We start from the raw sequence: 17,487 nt of genomic DNA, 5'->3' as shown, positions 1-17,487 counted from the left end.
CCTTCTATTTATATAGATTAATTTCTACAGTTGTTCAAACCATTCATCATCGACAGCTTCAAACCATTCTGTTTCCCCTGGAGTCACCTGTTTTAAGTAATTGGGCAGATTTTCCTTCTTCTTGATACCACCCGTTGCCGCCAGTAATTAACAGAACTTGTCCAACGTGATGAGCGTGCCAATTATTGCGAGCACCTGGAGCAAAGGTTACATTTCCAATTGCAGTATTAAGTGGAGTAGGATCTGTAAACACCATTTGCAAATAAGCATCACCCGTAAAGTTTGCTTTAACTTTTTCCCCTAACGGAAAAATGGTACTGTTATCCTCTTATTCTCCCGCAGAAAAGTCAGTTGAAGCGGCCAGTTCAGTCTGCGTCTCGTAGTCAGCAATACGGGCTTTCAAGGTCGAAACGGTGTTTGCCAGTGCTTGAGAACCGAGTACCATTCTCATTGGCGCAGGTTCTTGATCAACGCTCTCAATGATTCGGGAAACCATACGCACTGGATCACCGGGAGCTAGTCCATTGGAAGGGTCGAGCATATTCAAGAAGCTGTGCGCCGGATTTTCATCGTATTCTGGCATCAGGTTCGCTACCTGTGCACTGCCATATCGAAACTCGGTACGGGCGCCTCCTGGCTCAACCAATGTAATACCAATGTTAAACGGTGCAACCTCTTGAGCGACCGATTCGCAAAATCCCTCAATACCAAATTTGGTGGCATGGTACATTGAATTACCTGGAAAGGCAACCTGCCCACCATAGGAGGAGATCTGAATAATTCGCCCGCCACCCTGAACACGCAGATGCGGCAGAGATGACCGAATTAGCTGGATGGATCCAGTTAGGTTAGTCGCGATGATATGATCAATCTCGGCGTCTGAGAGTTCCTCGGCTGCACCGAAAAGGCCATAACCTGCATTGCTTACGATAACGTCGATATGTCCAAACTTCTCAAAAGAGCCGTCAACAAGTTTATGAATAGCAGGAACATCGGTTACATCCAGTGTCTCGCAAGTGAAGGTATCGGGATAATTCTCGATGAATTCGGCGACCTTGTTTTTGTTACGGGCAGTTCCGATAACCTTGTCACCCTTCTCAAGAAGCTGTTTTGTCATCTCATAACCAAAGCCACTACTAACACCAGTAATAAGCCATGTACTCATAATTAATTCCTCCAAAATTTTATTTCGTTCTTTTTTAATTAGATTTCGCTGCTGCTTCATTCACACATCGTAGAGCATTCAGACTGCGCGGGTAACCTATGAAAGGTAGGCATTGAGATATAATTTTGATCAGGAATGACTTATCATTTCCAAGCCTGATATTGGCGGCCGCATGGCTGGTTAACTGAGGTTCACACCCACCCTGGGCAAAGAGAAAGCAGAATGTAATCATCTCTCTTTGTTTGTAGTCGAGTCCTTTTCGGGTATAGTAATCGCCAAAGCAGTTAGCAGCAAGCCAATGATTAATGTGTCGACTCTCTTCCGGACCGGATTTCCAGAATTGTTCCATGCTTTCTCCAAAAATTTCTACTTGTGCTTGAATTCCTGCTTCTAAACGATTCTCTGTGGTTGTAGTTGCCTGACTAGGTAAAGGTAGTTCCACACCTCCGGCAGTCAAAATATCATTTACCGCATGCAGAAAGGGAAATACCCTTCCAATGCCAAGGTAAGGCACTGACTGATAGACAATTTCCTTCGCTTCCACAGGAGTAACACCAAAGTTTAGTGCTGCTGGAAGCATGGCTTTAAACTCGTCAATCCCTTGACAGCCAATTAAAACAGAGAGAATGGCCATCATACGAGTACGATCATCCAAATCGTCCTGATTTACCACTTCATCAAAGGCAAAGTTATCGAACCGTTCAATAAAATCTGGATCCGTTGTTAATAATTTAGATTCATAGCCTGGGAACATTCTTTCATGGTACTTATTTGCTGCCTCCGTTATTCTCATGATTCAAACCTCCTCTTAATTTAATAAAAGCTGGTTTATCGCTTTCTGTAGATACTTTTCCGTGAGATCTCGATTCCTATTAAAAGTTTATCCTTTTCGGTTATTTCATAGTCGACTTATCTACCCCAATAACGGTATGGAAGTTACAGATAAACTAAAGATGAGTCAATCCTTTGATTGACCCATACTTCATCAGAATAAACAATTACAATGTAGACATATCGATTACAAACCGATATCGTACATCACCACGAAGGACATGTTCATATGCCTCGTCAACTTGGTCCGCACGAATGACTTCGATCATTGGAGCGATTCCGTGCTCAGCCGAAAAGTCGAGCATCTCTTGAGTTTCTTTGATACCACCAACGTTTGATGCAGTTATGCTCCGACGCCCAGCAAATAAGGAAAAAACATTGTATTGATCTGGTTTGTTTGGCAGACCCAAATTAACTAATGCTCCGTCCACATTAAGTATGGATAGAAAGGCATCGACATCTATATTCGCAGAAACTGTGTTTAAAATTAGATCAAATTGACCTGCCAACTCAGTAAATGTGGCGGGATCATTCGTTCGATAATAGTGATTTGCACCAAATGCAAAGGCTTCTTCTTTTTTGTTCAAATTATGACTTAGGACAGTTACTTCAGTGCCCATCATATGGGCAAACTGAACTGCCAGATGACCAAGTCCTCCCATTCCCACAATCGCAACCTTCTTACCTGGTCCAGCGTTCCAATGTCTAAGAGGCGAGTAAGTGGTAATGCCTGCACACAACAGTGGGCTTGCCACATCCAGTTCTAAGGCATCCGGAATACGTACAACAAACTTATCTTTCACAACGATTTTCTGACTATATCCACCATATGTTAGATTTCCGTCGTAATCTATAGAATTAAATACGACGACGACACCTTTCTTACAAAACTGCTCTTCTCCTCTGAGACAGAAGTCACATTCCCCGCACGAGTCAACAAAGCAGCCTACGCCAACACGATCGCCAGCAGTGAATTTTGTCACACTACTACCTACAGCAGTAACAACACCTGCAATCTCATGACCCGGAACCATCGGGAAAACTCCGCTGCCAAAATCATCATGAGCATTGTGAATATCAGAATGGCAGATACCACAATATTTAATATCTATTAAAACATCATCTGGCCTTAAATCTCTACGTTCTATGGTTGTTAGTTCAAATGGTGTCTTTGCCGCTGGAACACATAGTACTCGAGTAGTAATGTTGTTATGATTGTTACACATATTACAACAATCCTTTCTAATAAAAGATGAATTCCATAATTAATGTTCATAATTATCTTAATGAACTTATGTCTATTATTATAATTGATTTGCATTTGAGGTCTATTGTCAATTTCAAGTGATTTGTGCATTAATAAATAGAATGATTGAATTTGTTTATTATTTACTGATTTATATTGAAAAAATAATAAACATTTGTTAATAATTAAAAACAAGTACAAAAATGTATTTTCTCTATATTTATGATGATAAAGAAAGTTCGGTGGGCAAAATGACTAAGGTCGATAGAAGAATTCTTAAAACCCAGGAAGCATTAAAAACAGCAGTAATTAAACTAATGGCTGAGAAAAATTTTGATGATATAACCATTCAAGATCTTTCGGATCAAGCAAATGTCAGCCGTGGGACGATTTACCTCCACTACATGGATAAATACGATTTGTTGGATAAACTTATTGAAAACCATATTAATGAGCTTCAGGAGAGATGCGAAGCGGCAGCTGATTTGGATTTTGTAACTGGGTCTCTGATTTGGACGGAATACTTCGAAAGTAATTACGATTTTTTCTCCATGATGTTAGCGAGTAAAGGAGCGCCTTTCTTTCGCAACCGGTTCCTTGAATTTTTGATTGAAGAGTTCAAAGATGAAGTAGATAACACAAAGGGGAAAAACGAAGGGCTAAATAAAGATCTTGTCGTACGATTTGTGGCTTCCTCGTATGTGGGCGTAGTTGAATGGTGGTTTACGAACAAAAGGCCTATAACTCATCAAGTATTAGCAGAACAGTTAGGGGCCTTGTTGGATAGAATTTGTGAGTAATAGGTGCAAGTTCTTGGCTTAATCAAAGATTGTACCCATAAAACAGAAAATCCGCGCTGGGCGCGGATTTCGTACAGTATATTTAATATTTTATTTTTCACTAGTTTATCTCAACTTTAGCCTTTACAGTAGCACCCGCTACGGATAACGGTAGGATGACATCCTCATTTACATCTCCGATATGCACGACCTCATAAGGAGCAATATGTGCGTCATCAAAAAGCACTGTAAAAGCACTCCAGCCATCATAGTAGTATATGCCACCTGCATGTGCATCTGAAGTCATAGGAACTCCCTGAATTGATGGCTTGTTAGGAAGTGAACTGTAGTATTCGTGACCTGCATATCGTTGCAGGGTTAATTCCATTGGTAACATATTTAGTATATCTTCTACTGTACGGTTACTGTTTAATGTTGCTGTATATTCTTTTCCATCTAAAGTTAATTTTATTGACTTCCCCATTGCTCTCTCCACTCTCCTGATGAATTCAGAAGCCCATCGTATTCTAAACTTACTCAGGCTTATTCACACCCAAGCTACTACGGACTTCCAATCCCGGCGTTACAGCTAATTTAACAATTAAATCAGCAACACTCTTACGTGATACTTCCGACCCCTTAAACAATTCGCCTTTCTGAGTTGTTTCATAGTTGATTTCATTCTTATTGGTAAACCATGCGGATCGCAATATCGTATAGTCAAGATTTGAAGCCTCAATGACTTGAGCTGACTTTCGATATGGGTTTAAAATGCTACCATATTTCTCCCCTGGAACTTCATCATAAATGCCCATAGAATTGATGAAAATAAGGCGTTTCACGCCGCTCGCATTCATAGCTTCTACAATGTTCTTAGCCATCTTTTCCAAGTTGCCCGCTAGATTGGCATAGACAACGTCTTGGCCTGCCATTGCTTTTTCTAATGTTTCCATATCCATAACATCGCCTTCAAAGACACGAGTGCGATACGGATCAAGTTTTCTTAGGTTGCCAGCATTCCGTAGGAAAAGCGTTAACTCAGCATCCGTTTCTTTGAGGAATAAATCGATAGCATAACCAGCAATTCCTCCGTTTGCTCCAAGAATCAATACTTTGGTCATAATTAATACTCCCTTTCATCTTTAAAAGTTAAAGCTTTGACATATCAATAACAAATCTGTATCGAACATTACTTTTGAGGACTCGTTTATACCCGAACTTAGATTAGAACGTCATACCCAGAACTGGATGTGGCACATAAGATTCTTCCAATAAGTCCATTTCTTCAGGTGTCAACTTAATCGAAAGTGCAGCTACTGCGTCTTCAATATGAGAGATTTCAGTTGTTCCAACAATTGTAGATGTAACGGGCTCCTTGTGAAGCAACCAAGCAAGTGCGATTTGTGACATCGGTACCCCCCTTGTTGCAGCAACTTCGGCTACATGTTCAACGACTAGTAGATCTGAATCAGCTGTTGAGGAATATATCGCTGTTGCGATTGCATCAACTTTGGCACGCTCGTCCGTTTCCCCCCAAGGTCTTGCCAATCTTCCAGCAGCCAGCGGACTCCAAGGCATTACTGCGATTTTATCTTCCTTACATAGTGGCATCATCTCTCTCTCCTCTTCTCGGTATAAGAGATTGTAATGATCCTGCATAGCTACAAACTTGGTCCAACCATTACGGTCAGCAGCATGTTGTGCTTTTAAGAACTGCCAAGCATACATCGTGGAAGCGCCAATATATCTAGCCTTACCTGCCTTCACGACATCATGCAAAGCTTCCATAGTCTCTTCTATAGGCGTATTGTAATCCCAACGGTGGGTATAATAGAGATCGACATAATCGGTTCCTAGACGCTTAAGTGTTTTATCAATTTCACTCATAATAGCTTTGCGGGAAAGCCCACTACCATTTGGACCTTCACTCGTTGGGTAAAAAACTTTAGATGCTAGGACGATTTCATCCCGGTTGCCATACTCCTTTAGGAGCCGTCCAATGATTTCTTCACTCGTTCCGCCCGAGTAGACGTTCGCAGTATCAAAAAAATTGATTCCTACATCAAGTGCTTTTCTAATCATAGGACGACTGCGTTCTTCATTAAGTGCCCACGGAAAATCGCCTCGTTCTCCTATACCAAAACTCATCCCTCCAAGACAAATTCGTGATACATCCAAACCTGTATTTCCAAGTTTTACATATTCCATTCTATAGTTCCTCACTTTCATTTCGTTATATTTTTTAGATGTACCGTATAAATTAACTTGAAAGTTGCTCTGTTAGGTTACATCTGTGTATTATTATATATAGATATTAAAGGTCTACAATTACTAATTGACCGATATTTGTGCATTAGTTCACAGATTGATTCAAAATAGCTAATATTTATAGAAAGCAGTGATCCTCATATGCCTAAAGTAGATAGAAGAATACTTAAATCTAAAGAAGCGATAAAACAAGCGGTTATTGAACTTATTTCCGAAAAAAACTTTAATCAGATTACGATACAGGATATTTCCGACAAAGCAAACGTAAGTCGTAGAACGATTTACCTTCATTATCTAGATAAATTTGATCTGCTGGATAAGCTTATTGAAGAACATATTAATGAACTAGAAGAACTGCGTAATGCATCAGTTGAAATGGATTTTATAGATGGAGGTTTGATTTGGTTTGAATACCTAGAAAGCAATTATTTATTCTTCTCGACGATGTTAGCCAGTCAAGGCGCCCTCTCTTTTCGTAATAGATTCCTTGAATTTGTCATGGAAGGTTTAAAGGATGAAGTGACTATAGAAGAAGGGAAAAATGAGGGGTTCAATGAAGAGGTAATTCTTCGATTTATTGCAGCGGCTTATGTAGAGGTAGTGGAATGGTGGTTTAAGAATGAAATGCCTTATCCACCTCGTGAAATGGCCAAACAAGTGGGAGTATTGATAGAGAGGATTGTATAGTCAGTATCTTAAACAAGGATGAATTATCCCAATTTCACGTAGCCATTCAGATACAGCTTCTTGTGCAGTTGTCACTTCATTACACTCTATATCAAAGCCTTCTAAGACGTTTTGCCTCCGGGACAAGCTCTCTGATCATTTCAAAGCTCTGTCCAGGTCCATATCCACATGAGTAATAAAAGGTACGATGGTTTTTCCTGAAAAATCATATTCAGATATAAACGATGCAATTGGAGCAACTTGAATAGGTTCCTATTATTCGGAGTTTGTTATAGTTTTCAATATGGCGTACATCCAATAACTTTAACGTCGCTTGATCTGCAGTCAAACGGACAACCAGATAATTGCGCTATTTAGTGAACAAACCCATAGGCATCCAGATTGGCAAAATAATTTATTGAGATCACCTCGTATAGGTCCTGATGATAGAATCGCCATTCTAGCGAATGGAGCAGCAAGAAAAATTGATCCTGACCGTAATTCATATATCGTTCCATTCATACGTATTCTTCTCCCCCTGCGAGTGGAACAGAAATTCATGCTTTATTATAAATGGAAGTTTTAGTGGAAAATTTTGGGTAGATATGTTAATAGAAAAATGGTAGATTATTCTATGGTTGATACCTCAGCTTGTTCGTGTTCGATATATGTTATTAGGATTACGCGCAAGTCGGGAGATATGTTTAGGCTTATATAATCTATATTTGGGGCGGGTGTCTGCATGGACAAAAATTCTGGTTATAGAACAAACGTTATAGGCGCGGGTGAGGTTGGCGTCGCCATCTCGGTCGATATGAATACGAATGCTATTCATGAAACAAACAGCTTATTTTGGGATACAAAAGGAAATGATGTTTTAGGAGCTACCGCACTACCTTTATATGGAGCATTTGTCTCAGAAGAACAATGTCAACTTTTTGGTGATGTCTCAGGGAAAAAGTTGCTGGAGATAGGCTGTGGAAGCGGTCAATCTTTGCAATATTTGGGGGAACGCAATGCATCTGAACTATGGGGTACGGATATATCAGAGAATCAAATCGAAAAGACTAGGCAACTTTTGACGGCGCACGGACTTTCAGCAAATTTGATCTGTTCTCCCATGGAAGAAGAATGTGGCCTGCCAGAGGATTATTTTGACTTTGTTTATTCGGTTTATGCCATAGGCTGGACAACAGACCTTGAGGGTACTTTTAGCCGGATTGCTTCTTACCTTAAAAAAGATGGAACATTTATTTTCAGCTGGTCTCACCCTATACACAAATGTGTTGTTGCAGAAAATGATATGCTTGTTTTCAAAAAATGTTATTTCGATGAATCTTGGTATTCAGTATCTCTTGAAGAAAGTACGCTAACCTTATCGGATCGTAAATTATCAACCTATGTGAATGCGCTCTCTAAAGCTGGATTTGTTATTGAGCAAATGATTGAGCAATCTGATGATGAACTTATGCAGTCGCGGGACGATAAAAGCGATTTTGCAAAAAAAGCAAAGATGCTTCCTGTAACTTTTGTAATTAAAGCAAGAAAACTCTAGCATCCGATACCTATTGAACAACCTTACAACGTAATAATTATTATTCTAAGCCGATCCAGAAAAGGATCGGCTTATTTGATAGCTTTTTTAAGATCAATCTTGTCTGTTCTCAACAGATTTCATACGGTTTTGATCATCTGGCACTCGGTCATTACTGAATTCCTGGCCTGCTTCTACTTCACCATGACCGGAAGCACTTCGGGCAAAATTTGTGAACTGCCTCTTCTGCTCATCTAGCTTATGTTTACTTTTAAGAAGCTCCTGCGGATCTTGATTTGTCATCATTATCACCTCGCAAAATGGATTCATGCTGTTTATTCGCACTACATAAGTTTTCCATAATAGAGCGGTGCTTATGCAAGATAAAAAAACTCCTGCTCACCATAAGCAGAAGTTTCTAAATGAAGTTCTATTTAACGAAAAATATCAATTATTTTATGCAAAACAAGGTATTCCAAAACAACAATCCCACCGCAAATGAGTATAAAAAACTGAAGTCTTGCCGTATTCATTCTATCCTTCCAATACTCTCCCCGGAATAAAGAAATGATGTTAGGCGTAAAAGTATGCCTAATCGATTCGTTATAATCATCATTATCCTCGAAGAACACGCGAAACAAAAATCTATATACTGGAATATTTAAGAACAGTAACAAAATGATCATCACAAGACTCAATGTCCTCTCCTCCCAAGATCCACTTATCCTAATTTTACCACATGGATAACTGTAGAAAATGGAAACTGATGACAACTTTATAACCGCTCCACTAAAAAAGACCTTTCCTTTATAGGAAGGCCATTATTGAGTAATATTCACTTTCAGCTGTGTAAACGACTATTTATGCTCCAACCACTTACACTCAGTAATTTCCATTTCCGTGAAAACGCCTTTAAATGAAGAATTCTCTGGGCTACAAGCATATAAGCCAAAATTTATTTCCTCATTCCCTTCAAACAAATGAAAAATACGCATCTGTTCAAACGTAGTTCCATCCAAAGAGCTTTCAATACAGAAATCACTTTCACGTCGACTTAGTCTATAATACATTGTTTTAATATTTGCATCGATATCTGTTGTTGCCCAATCTGAATATCCGTGATTTGTAACCACACTTCCAAGTCTTTGGAATTCCTCATTTTCATATTCTACCGATGCTTTGAACCAATTGTCACTGTCCTGATAGATGACTATCCCACACTGCTCGTATCTATTTGCACTATCATAATCTGTTCTTACTATAAATGAAAAATACTTCTCAGCAGTTTTCATTAACAGTGCAGGTGAATTATCATTTCTAAAACCATAATAGGTTCGTTGCCAAAAATCTGTATTCGGCATCGTTACAAATTCAATCCTGTTTTCTGTAATAGAATAATCATTGATTGGATTTATCCAAAAAAGCTGTTCTTTATTAAAGTTCATTGCTCTACTCCTCACTTTTTATAAAGTTTTGTCAACCATTTTCATTGCTAAGATTCCAAATACAATTTAAATAGTTTTCAGCAGTTCATCCTAATAATACCATTTGAAGAATATAACGCACATTATTTTCTAATCTTTTATATTGAAGTATCCAGAGAATTAAATAAAAAGGTTGTCCCGTTCACATAAGCTCTCAAAATCGCTTGAGCATATGGCTGCTCTTCAATCAAACCCTCGGTCTCTAGCGGATTCTCTGCATGAAAGCTATAGGCTTCGATTATTGCCATGACTAAGAAGCACTCTAGCTTCATTATATGTTCATCTTCCAGCTTTCTGATTCTCTGATATCCTTCGACGAAATAAGCTCTTTGTGTTGGGTATAATCCCATAATAGCCTGAGCTATATCGTAAAGATGGTAGCCGAAGCCACACCTGCCAAAATCAATAGGGTACGGTTCATTATCCTGAAAAATGACATTTCCATTATGTAAGTCCGCGTGGATCATCCCATAATTTTGTTCATGTCTTGTGATCGTTTCGAGACATGTTGCCACTTTAGTGGCAGCTACGGAATACAACTTAAAACCCTCATCCGATATGAAATGTTTGCGATGTAGACTTAGGTGATCCCAGTCCCGTTTAAAGCTCAGTGCACCCCAAGAAGGACGAGTAAAGCCGCTGGAAGGACTAAAATCAGAGCTGGCCTCATGAAGCTTTGCCATCAATGATCCTGTTTTACGGATGCCTTCCTCCGTTAGTTCGCTTTTGTCTACATGCTTTCCCTCGACCCATCTCATTAAGCTCGAATAAAACCGTTGTCCGTCACACACCGACGTTTCCGTAATAAAGGCCCCTTCACGATTGATTACAGCTTCGGGCAAGATGAGGCCCTTACTCTTCAATGCGAACAACCACTCTATTTCTGAAATGGTTCCTTCGCGTTGTTTGTTATTCGGGTGAATACGGAGCAAGAACTGTTCCCCCACTTCTCTTACAATGCGGAAGGTGACATGTTCGGATACTTGAATGAAGTGAATGGAGTTCCAGTCTATTTCGTATTCCTGCAAAGCATGAAAGGCCGCTTGCTTTACTTGTCTCAGAGTTCGGAGTCGATTCTCCTCAGTATTGATCTGAAAACCGTTATTCATTGCTTATCTCCTTTGTCTACCATACTTCCATCATTTTAACAGTCTAAACGGATAGCTGTAATGATAAAGAATGAATATGAAAAGATTTTTCTCTTTTTGACTCACCTATAAAAATAGGGAATTCATTGCCATTTAGGCATGAAATTCCCTACTCTTTAAATCTAATAAGATTCTTCTACAAGCGAAATTGCAACAGGTTCTATGACATTAGTATAAGTGCCATCACCAAGCTGGGCTAACCCATTATACCCCCAGGTCAGCAAGGTCCCCTCCTCACTAACCGCACCGCCGCTCATATAACCTGCACTAATAGCGACGATACGACTGCCAATGTTGAGCTTAGAAGCGAGGGAACGCTCCGACTCAGCACTACCACCGAGCTGGCCCTCATTGTTCGCTCCCCATAACCATACGTTTCCATCGCTTTTCAGAGCCATGCTATGCAAGGCGCCAGCGGATACACTGATAACTGAACCAAGATCCAAGGCTTGAACGGGAGTATAATGATCTTCGGTTGTCCCATCCCCCAAGATTCCCTTAACGTTCGTTCCCCAGCTCCATACGGTTCCGTCCTTTTTCACTGCCATGCTGTGATAAAAGCCGGCAGATACGGAAGTAACGCTGCTTAACTCAGCAACCTGCACTGGGGTCACGTGGTCGATTTTTGTGTTATCTCCGAGCTGACCGTAGGCATTGAACCCCCATGCATAAACCTGACCATCGTGGCTAACCGCTAGATTATGAAAGGCTCCGGCTGAGATCGATGCGATTGAGTCCAAACCTGCAACCTGCACCGGTAATGCACTATCCTCGGTGGTTCCATCTCCAAGCTGCCCATATGTGTTAAGTCCCCATGCCCACACCGTTCCATCGGACAACAACGCTAACGAATGCTGCTCACCTGCTTGAACCGCTATGACATTCACTAATCCAGTCACTTGCTGCGGCACAAGCTGGGGCGCCGACGTACCATTACCCAGCTGGCCCACGCTATTGCTTCCCCATGTCCAAATCGTTCCGTCCGTCGCGAGCGCGATGGAATGGTCTTGTCCAACGGATGTGGCGCTTATCTCCGGCAAGCCAACAATTCGCACAGGCTTATTACGAGCAATGGTTGTGCTATCACCGAGCTGGCCCATCCTATTATTGCCCCAAGCCCATACGGTACCATCCGGCTGTACAGTCAATGTATGAAAGGAATTCCCGTTGCCCATGCTCATAATGGGACCAACATTACTTACAACATCAAGTGTACTAACCTTCAACTCGTTACTAATTGCTGATTTGTTCCCTGCTTCGTCTATAGCTTGTACTACAAAGGTATACTCCTGTCCAGCCTTCAAGTCGACGGCCGTGTAGACCGTTGTGCTAACTGTTACTTCTGCCAACAGATCAGAGTCCTTATATAGAACATATTCCGCAACTCCGACATTATCCTCGGATGAAATCCATGCCAAGCTAATGCTATCTGATGTGCGACTGAAAAGAGTTAGCTCGGGCGTACTCGGTGATTCTTGATCGGTTAGAGGGAGTTTCTCTTCCTTCGTTGTTGGTGGGTACGCTTCCGCTGGAAGCGTACTTGCGGTTAAAGGTGGACTTGTTTTTGACACGGGTCCGGATATGTTTACGGCTTGGACCGTAAATGTATAGCTCCGGTCGGAAACCAACCCCTTCACCGTATACTCCGTTAATTCGCCTGAATCGAAGGTATAGACCACATCGGTTACGCTAGGATTGGTAGACTCCATTAGATTTACCTTATAACTCACATCCGTGTTAGAGGTTCTCTCTACGGCATCCCAGGTAAGGCGAATGCTTGTGGAGGTTGAATCGCTGACTGCCAGATTCGCTGGTGCAACCAATAGCTTTACTTGTTCAAAAGAGCGTCCTTTTGCATCTCCTACAGACGGGAATTGAATGACGGATGGAAATATAAGAACTAACACCAACATTAAGCTCATTTTTTTTATCGGAAATAGCTTCCTTGCCATTTTTAATCACTTCCTATCAAATAAAATGGATGGTTCCTACCTCAAATCTTGAATTACTTAATCTCAATTCCGGCGCTGGCATAACCTGTTACAGTATTTATCAAGCTTAGACCGGAAGCCGTCGAAGAGAACACTAACATTAAGCGATCGCCAGCCTGAACAGCCGTATTTATGCCTTTGACTGATCCGTCACTAGTAGATCCAATAGAAATTATTCCTGTCAAACTAGGCGCCAAGGATACTGCTGAACCAATAATAGGTGTAAAACTGTTGCTATTACTATCCGCTTTATATATTTCTGCTTGAACGTTTATGGTCGTGCCTATTAAAGAAAACGCTAAAGTTGGGCTGAAAAAAGCATATATTGAAGTGATCGTACCATTACGTGGAACGATAAACGCTTGGTTGTACGGATCTTTTGTAGGATCAGAACCATTACTTCTGGTTAAATCTATTTTTCCACCTACTATACTAGCTCCTGAGTACGAACTGCCAAATCCAAGCATCGCAACTGTACCTTTTAATCCCCCGACGATTGTTGTTACAGTAATTGGTGATCCGGAAGAGAATGGAATTATAGTTGATGCGCCAGATGCCCCGGTAGCTCCGGTTACCCCTTGAATTCCTTGTACTCCCGTAGCTCCGGTTGCGCCAGTTACTCCTTGAACTCCTATTGCACCTGTAGCTCCGGTAGTTCCAGTCACCCCTTGAACTCCTTGTGCGCCTGTATCGCCAGTTACGCCTTGAATTCCCTGAACTCCTTGTGCCCCGGTAGCTCCGGTTTCACCTTTAGAGACAAGCAGGGTAAAGTCGTTATTTATATCAGAAGGTACTCCAGATGGGTTGTTTATAGTAACGATGTAGATACTTCCTAAATAAGTAACGACTTGTCCTGCATGATAGGAAGTCGCTGAATTGAACGGAGCAATGCTATCAAGACCAATGCCAGTTGCGCCAGTCGATCCGGGAGCACCGGTTATCCCTTGAATACCCTGTGCACCCGTTACGCCAGTTGACCCCATCGCTCCATTAGCGCCAGTTGCACCGTTAGCACCCGTGGCACCTGTTGCCCCATTTGCTCCGGCTGCTCCAGTAGCCCCGACAGCACCAGTTGCTCCGGCTGCTCCAGTAGCCCCGACAGCACCGGTAGCTCCAGTAGCTCCGGTTGCACCAGTAGCTCCAGTAGCTCCAACAGCCCCAGTAGCCCCGACAGCACCAGTTGCTCCGACAGCACCAGTCGCTCCATTAGCACCAGTAGCCCCGGTTGTGCCAGTAGCTCCAACAGCCCCAATTGCCCCGACAGCTCCGGTTGCACCAGTCGCTCCGGTCGCACCAGTGACACCTTGCGGTCCACTTGAACCAGATGCCCCATTTTGACCCGCTGGGCCGGTAGCACCTGTGTCTCCTTTTTCCCCTTTCGAACTAGTCTGGCCTACAGCCCCTAATCCCAACACTTCAACGAAGGATGCCATTCCTCCATTATGAATAAGCGTCACCAAAGATCCCGCAGGAAACACGCCCTTGCCATGGTCCCCGAACAGAACAGATTTACTATTGATTTCGAACTTCTCTGTCTGACCGCTGCTGCTTAAGAGTTCGATCGAATTTTTGGACATCGAGACGACAGAGCCATGGATAATCCGATCGGATACCTTGCTCGCAAATATTTCAGTCTTAGACAAGATAGCTGCAAACTCGGCGCGAGTAGCCGTCTGCTTAGGCTTGAAAGTATTATTAGGGAAGCCAGATATGACCTTGCGGTTAACTGCGGCATTAATGTAGCCTGCTGCCCAGTCCGATGCGTCTGATGCATCCGAGAAACCTATGTCGCTATCCCTAAACTCGATAGCCTCGGATTCCTTGCCTGCGGCACGAATAATTAAACGTGTTATCCACTCACGACTTGCTTGCTCTTTTCCCCAGATTACGGTGCTGGGTCTCCCTTCCTCGCTTGGAACCACGAGGCCAATGTCAATCGCTTGTTGTATCCAAGCAGTAGCCCAAGAATCTACGGTGAAGGGTAGACTTCCACTAGTAACCTTAGGCTGTTCATATCCCATGAACCTGAGCACCATAACAACCGCTTCCTGATTCGTGACTGGACGGTTAGGACTGAAGTTGCCGGTACCGTCTCCTTCGATTACCCCAAGCGTGGAAGCTTTAGTGATATACTGATATGCCCATGAGGTAGAATCGACATCACTGTAAGCTGCTGCACTTGCCCGGGGTAGAATACTGCTATAAGCAGGGCTCAAGGGTGCAATCAACTGACTCATCAGAATAAATGCCATTGAGCTCTTGTAAGCTAACTGCTTGCCACTTTTCTTGCCACTTGCCTTCGTCCTCTTTAATCTTGCCATTACTAAATCCCCCTCAAATTTATAAAGTTATGTATTGCTTCAAATAATCGCGATTAACCATGACGCTCGGATAATCCGGTACATAGCCCCCAGCTATCTCATTGTGATAATGCGCTTGTTCGTATTGTCCTAAGCGATCGTAACAGACGCATAATTGCAAATGCGGCAGCCACGTCCATGCCGGAAGGTCTACTCTAGCGTTAAGCTCAGTCGGCTTTGGTACTTCCGTGGCTAGCTTGTACCAAAAAGCAGCATTCTCGAACCGTTGTTCGATTAGCTCATAAGACCCTAATTGACAACAGGCTTCGGCTCGGGGAGGCGACAAGGCAAAAGCTTGAAGTACTTTAAGCTTGGCTTCTTGAAAGAGACCTAATTGTGACAATGCATCTCCGGCACGCCGACTCGCAAGTAGCTTGTCCTCCAACCAGCCATTCGGCATGACAATGAAGGCATCATATTGCTTTATCGCTCGCTGCCATTGGCCGTGATCGTATAGCTCGTTGGCATAATAAAATAAATCCCGCGGAGTGAACCTCGTTTGCGCTTTCAACATCCCCTCATAGATGAGAAGATTACGCGAGGACTGCGTATGCTTTCGATCATGTGTTATGCCTAACTCGGCATAGAACACATTGCCTGCGACCTCAAGGTACTCATGAACGACTCCAATCCAACGGAATTCACAATTTCGTCTTAGAAGGCGATTACGTCTCAAGCTCGAAGTTACACTTCCGTCTTTGTCACGGTCGAGATAATAATGCATCGATACAGCATCGATATCCCATGGTAGATCGGATACGATGGACTGGAGAGCCTTTGCATCCTCTAACTGCAGATAATCGTCCGCATCCAACCACAGCAGGTACTCTTGAGTAGCGAGACTGAAGGCATAATTTCTTGCTTTGGAGAAATCGTTCACCCATTCGAAATCATAAACCTGTGCTCCATAAGATGCCGCGAGCTCTTTGGTTCCATCACTCGAACCTGTATCCACAATAATGATCTCATCGACAAGCTCCCTCACGCTGGATAAACAACGCCCTAAGGTGTACTCTTCGTTTTTTACGATCATGCATAGGCTGACAGTGACTTTCCTTGTGCCACTATACAAGGAAGAAGTTAAATCGAATCCCCACTTGCTTATGGCCATAGCACGATTTAAGATTAATCGGTTATTGTACCAATCAGGATCATTGGGATCTACTGAAGGAGGTTCATTCCGGAAGACTACGCATCCTTCGGCTATGTAAATATCCAGGTTCATAGATAACGTGCGATAACACAGATCGTCATCCTCGTAAGATTCGACCTCAAATCGCTCATCAAAGGACCCGATCTGCTCAAAGTAGCGACGGGGTATCATCATTAGTAAACTGACAAGTCTAGGAACCCGGGTCCAAGACATTGATTTCCCGATGGAAAGCATCGATGACGACTGATAGAGTTGCTCCATATTCTGATATACAATCGGAATCTGTTGAGCCCCGCTAACGTCATTCATCCTCGGACCCACGATTGCAGCATTCGGATGATGATCCAGACAGCCCGACAACTGTTCTAACCATCCCTCGTTAACCATAATCTGATCGCGGATGAATACAAGATGATCTCCCGAACATGACACCGCGCCCAGATTGAATGCTGCTGCAACCCCTTTGCTCCGGCTATGAATGACATGAACGCCGTATTCATACGCAAGGTAATTCGACACTTCGGCAGATTCGTTATCCGAGACGACAATCAGCTCATAGGACATGGACGTATATTTCTTAATCCGATCCAGACATTGTACGGTCAGGTTAAAGTGCTGAGCCAACAATATAATGCTAATATTCAATCGCTTTTCCTCCTATATTCGACATTTTCCCTAAATCTACCATTCTATTAGCGTTGCATTCAAGACAACCAAAGTTGCTATTAGCCAGTTTCACAAATAATGATAAGCTTAAAAAGACAGCCGGGTATGCAACTCTGCTCTATTAATGCAATAAATAATTTTTACAGAATGCAGGAAATTTCCACCTACTAATTCTGGCATGCAACGTATACCGTAT

Annotated in this window: 17 protein-coding genes and 1 pseudogene; 3 read left to right on the top strand and 15 right to left on the bottom strand. The window is 42.4% G+C overall.

Annotation, left to right across the window (positions count from 1 at the left end):
* Positions 1-82: 82 nt before the first annotated feature.
* The 4 genes and pseudogenes from NYE35_RS31435 to NYE35_RS16520 form a co-directional block, all read right to left on the bottom strand.
* Positions 83-313: pseudogene (locus NYE35_RS31435) on the bottom strand (cupin domain-containing protein); the annotation flags it as partial.
* Positions 314-328: 15 nt separating this feature from the next.
* Positions 329-1,165 (bottom strand): SDR family oxidoreductase, encoded by an 837-nt coding sequence (locus NYE35_RS16530; RefSeq protein ID WP_076106615.1) that lies wholly within the window; start codon positions 1,163-1,165, stop codon positions 329-331.
* Between the two features lie 34 nt (positions 1,166-1,199).
* Positions 1,200-1,958, bottom strand: a complete 759-nt coding sequence (locus NYE35_RS16525; protein WP_076099156.1) for a carboxymuconolactone decarboxylase family protein — start codon at positions 1,956-1,958, stop codon at positions 1,200-1,202.
* Between the two features lie 205 nt (positions 1,959-2,163).
* Positions 2,164-3,222, bottom strand: a complete 1,059-nt coding sequence (locus NYE35_RS16520) for an NAD(P)-dependent alcohol dehydrogenase (protein WP_076106613.1) — start codon at positions 3,220-3,222, stop codon at positions 2,164-2,166.
* 271 nt (positions 3,223-3,493) lie between these two features.
* On the opposite strand from NYE35_RS16520, the gene NYE35_RS16515 reads away from it, so the two are divergent.
* Positions 3,494-4,042, top strand: coding sequence for a TetR/AcrR family transcriptional regulator (locus NYE35_RS16515; protein WP_341121680.1), 549 nt, complete (start codon positions 3,494-3,496; stop codon positions 4,040-4,042).
* Between the two features lie 100 nt (positions 4,043-4,142).
* Here NYE35_RS16515 and NYE35_RS16510 read toward each other — a convergent pair whose 3' ends face one another.
* The 3 genes from NYE35_RS16510 to NYE35_RS16500 form a co-directional block, all read right to left on the bottom strand.
* Entirely contained in the window at positions 4,143-4,505 is a 363-nt protein-coding gene (locus tag NYE35_RS16510; RefSeq protein WP_076296635.1) for a cyclophilin-like fold protein, read from the bottom strand.
* 49 nt (positions 4,506-4,554) lie between these two features.
* Entirely contained in the window at positions 4,555-5,142 is a 588-nt protein-coding gene (locus NYE35_RS16505; RefSeq protein ID WP_076296636.1) for an NAD(P)H-binding protein, read from the bottom strand.
* A gap of 103 nt (positions 5,143-5,245) precedes the next feature.
* Positions 5,246-6,229, bottom strand: coding sequence for an aldo/keto reductase (locus NYE35_RS16500; protein WP_341121678.1), 984 nt, complete (start codon positions 6,227-6,229; stop codon positions 5,246-5,248).
* A gap of 201 nt (positions 6,230-6,430) precedes the next feature.
* On the opposite strand from NYE35_RS16500, the gene NYE35_RS16495 reads away from it, so the two are divergent.
* Positions 6,431-6,976, top strand: a complete 546-nt coding sequence (locus NYE35_RS16495) for a TetR/AcrR family transcriptional regulator (protein ID WP_076296637.1) — start codon at positions 6,431-6,433, stop codon at positions 6,974-6,976.
* A 353-nt stretch (positions 6,977-7,329) separates the two neighbouring features.
* On the opposite strand, the gene NYE35_RS16490 is transcribed toward NYE35_RS16495, so the two are convergent.
* The gene (locus tag NYE35_RS16490) at positions 7,330-7,473 is read right to left on the bottom strand and encodes a hypothetical protein (protein WP_176462520.1); all 144 of its coding nucleotides are present in this window, start codon (positions 7,471-7,473) and stop codon (positions 7,330-7,332) included.
* 224 nt (positions 7,474-7,697) lie between these two features.
* Between NYE35_RS16490 and NYE35_RS16485 the strand changes: the two genes are divergently transcribed.
* Positions 7,698-8,510, top strand: coding sequence for a class I SAM-dependent methyltransferase (locus NYE35_RS16485; RefSeq protein WP_076296638.1), 813 nt, complete (start codon positions 7,698-7,700; stop codon positions 8,508-8,510).
* Positions 8,511-8,603: 93 nt separating this feature from the next.
* On the opposite strand, the gene NYE35_RS16480 is transcribed toward NYE35_RS16485, so the two are convergent.
* From NYE35_RS16480 to NYE35_RS16450, 7 genes are all read right to left on the bottom strand, one after another.
* Entirely contained in the window at positions 8,604-8,795 is a 192-nt protein-coding gene (locus NYE35_RS16480) for a hypothetical protein (RefSeq protein ID WP_036677120.1), read from the bottom strand.
* Between the two features lie 128 nt (positions 8,796-8,923).
* Positions 8,924-9,187, bottom strand: coding sequence for a hypothetical protein (locus NYE35_RS16475; protein WP_081383901.1), 264 nt, complete (start codon positions 9,185-9,187; stop codon positions 8,924-8,926).
* 159 nt (positions 9,188-9,346) lie between these two features.
* Entirely contained in the window at positions 9,347-9,934 is a 588-nt protein-coding gene (locus NYE35_RS16470) for a DUF1349 domain-containing protein (protein WP_076099164.1), read from the bottom strand.
* Between the two features lie 137 nt (positions 9,935-10,071).
* Positions 10,072-11,082, bottom strand: coding sequence for a phosphotransferase enzyme family protein (locus tag NYE35_RS16465; protein WP_341121674.1), 1,011 nt, complete (start codon positions 11,080-11,082; stop codon positions 10,072-10,074).
* 161 nt (positions 11,083-11,243) lie between these two features.
* Positions 11,244-13,073, bottom strand: coding sequence for an RCC1 domain-containing protein (locus NYE35_RS16460; protein ID WP_341121673.1), 1,830 nt, complete (start codon positions 13,071-13,073; stop codon positions 11,244-11,246).
* 53 nt (positions 13,074-13,126) lie between these two features.
* A complete protein-coding gene (locus tag NYE35_RS16455) occupies positions 13,127-15,433 on the bottom strand; it encodes an exosporium glycoprotein BclB-related protein (protein WP_341121672.1) in 2,307 nt (768 codons plus the stop codon).
* Positions 15,434-15,452: 19 nt separating this feature from the next.
* A complete protein-coding gene (locus tag NYE35_RS16450; protein ID WP_341121670.1) occupies positions 15,453-17,270 on the bottom strand; it encodes a glycosyltransferase in 1,818 nt (605 codons plus the stop codon).
* Positions 17,271-17,487: the final 217 nt, after the last annotated feature.

The sequence above is a fragment of the Paenibacillus sp. FSL L8-0494 genome (assembly GCF_038003695.1).
Taxonomy (GTDB): Bacteria; Bacillota; Bacilli; order Paenibacillales; family Paenibacillaceae; genus Paenibacillus_AQ; species Paenibacillus_AQ odorifer.
This window is presented reverse-complemented; position numbering and strand designations above follow the sequence as displayed.